At 66.3% G+C, this 2,053-nt stretch carries 1 pseudogene; it reads left to right on the top strand.

From position 1 onward, the window contains the following. A pseudogene (locus tag Q4F04_RS15685) lies at positions 1-836 on the top strand (hypothetical protein); the annotation flags it as partial. Positions 837-2,053: the final 1,217 nt, after the last annotated feature.

Below are 2,053 nucleotides of genomic sequence, written 5' to 3'. Positions count from 1 at the left end.
TCGGCATCAACCTGCTGCTGCTGGCAATGCCGGGCCTGAGCTATTTCCAGATCGGGCCGCTGGGTTTCGCGCTGGCCTTTGCCTTCGGGTTCTGGGGGTGGCTGGTCGACCGCCTGACCGCGCCGAAGCCGACGCCCGGCGCCGCGGCCCCCGTCAGGCCGGACCCGAATGACCGTGGCGCGGTAGCGCGGTTGCTGGGCCATGTCGCGGGGCTGGCGGCCATCGTCTTTGCGCTGAACTTCGCCACGGGGATGGATTTCCAGCGCGCGCTGCTGGTCGGCGTGCCGGTCTATAGCCTGATCTGGGCGGCGCGGCTGGGGCGGGGGCTTCCCGGCGGGCGCTCGGGCTCGATCTGCCGGGCGACGGGCGAGACGTTGCGGCGGTTCCCGCTGGCGGCAGGAGAGCTTGGAGTCTTCGCCTCGGCAGGCCTGCTGGCCGTCCTGATGCTGGAACTGGTCCCCGTGGACCAGGTGCAGGCGCTGATCGCGGAATGGCAGCTTGCGCCCTGGCAGATGATCGTCATGCTGAACCTGACGCTGTTCGGGCTGGGTGCCGTCGGGATCAACCCGATCATCACCGCCTCGGTCCTGGGCAGCCTTGTCACGCGGCTGGAGATGCCGGGGCTGTCGCAGTTGGCGGCGGGGATCGGGATGGCGGGGGCATGGTCCTGCGTGATGGGCTTCACGCCCTTCATCACCACGGTCGCCTATGCCGGCGCGCTGATCGGCCGGCCCGCAGGACGGGTCGGAATGGTCTGGAACGGACCTTACTGCCTGTCGGCGCTGCTTCTGTGGACGGCGGCGCTGGCGGCCGCGGTCGCCGCCGGTATCATCTGAGACGAAACGCCCCCGCGCGTCGTGTGACGCATGATGGCGAAGACCTGTGGCACCCCGGCGACGAGGTCCATCGCCCCGCCCACCGCAGGCGGGAAGCTTTCGTCCAAGTCATGGGACGTGCCCCACAGAAGCCGGGCATGTAGTCGGTAGGCAGCGGCCAGGCACCGAAGGTCAGCAGGGTTGCCAGCAGGATGCCGCCGCCGGCGCGGCGCAGACTCTCCAGCACGGCGATCAGCAGCAGCGCGACCGCGATGTTCGCAGCCATCGGGACGGCGCATCCCCACTCTTCCTGGATGATCTGCAGGCCGTTGGCGCCGAGATGGATGGCCGAGAAGGCGATCGCGGCCAGGAGCCGGGCGAACTACGGCGCCGAGGTCTTCCATTTCGCGCCCGACGGCATGGTCAGGAAGGTAATCGAAAGGAAGATGCCGATAAGGTAGTAAGATATGAGTTACCCGCCGGCTGGAACCCGAACAGCCCCAGCAGGAACACCTGATTGATCGCCTTCAGCACATCCAGGGCGCCAAAGACATAGACCACGATTAGCGCCGCGGGGCCGAGCCGGCAAAGGCAGGTCCGAGGTGTGATGCAAGCGCTGCATGTCCGTGGTCACCCGTGTCATGGGTGGCGGCATTTCCGCTTCGGGAAGTGATCCCTGTGTCATCCGGTCCAATCCTGAAAATTGTCGGCCGACGCTTATGCGCCGGCCCCGACGAGCAGAGGACTGCCTCAGTTCTGCCCTGTGCCGAGGCGGGCCTTTGCCTAGGTCCACTTCGCCGCGAATTCTTCGGCGGGCAGGCCACGGTTGGCGGGAGGAACTCCTTCCACGCGGCCGTCAGGGCTTTCTGTCGGGCAGGGCGCTCTTGGTTACAAGCTTCGGCCTCGTCGATGTAGATGCCCTTTTCCTGCAGGTAGCGAACGGCACCCTCGTGGAGGGGAACGTCCATCGGCGGCAGACCCGAGGTTTTCAGATCCCGGCGATACATCATCGCGCTTGCGTCCTTGTAGATCGGGCTGGTTTCGTCCAGCGCCTTGATGAAGCATAAACCTTGTCAGCCGACTTGTCCGCGATGGTTGCGATGATCGGATAGCGGTCGGCGGCCCTCGGAACCGTCTCGCCCGGCACGAGCCCGGCGGCGATGTCTTCCTCGAACGGGCCATGATGGGCAGGACCTCCAGCAGCTTGTCCCAGCCTTTCTTTTCATCTGGGTCCAGTG

It is taken from the genome of Paracoccus sp. (in: a-proteobacteria), assembly GCF_030536915.1.
GTDB lineage: Bacteria > Pseudomonadota > Alphaproteobacteria > Rhodobacterales > Rhodobacteraceae > Paracoccus.
Note: the sequence above shows the minus strand (reverse complement) of the source record. Positions and strands in the feature narration are given on the sequence as shown.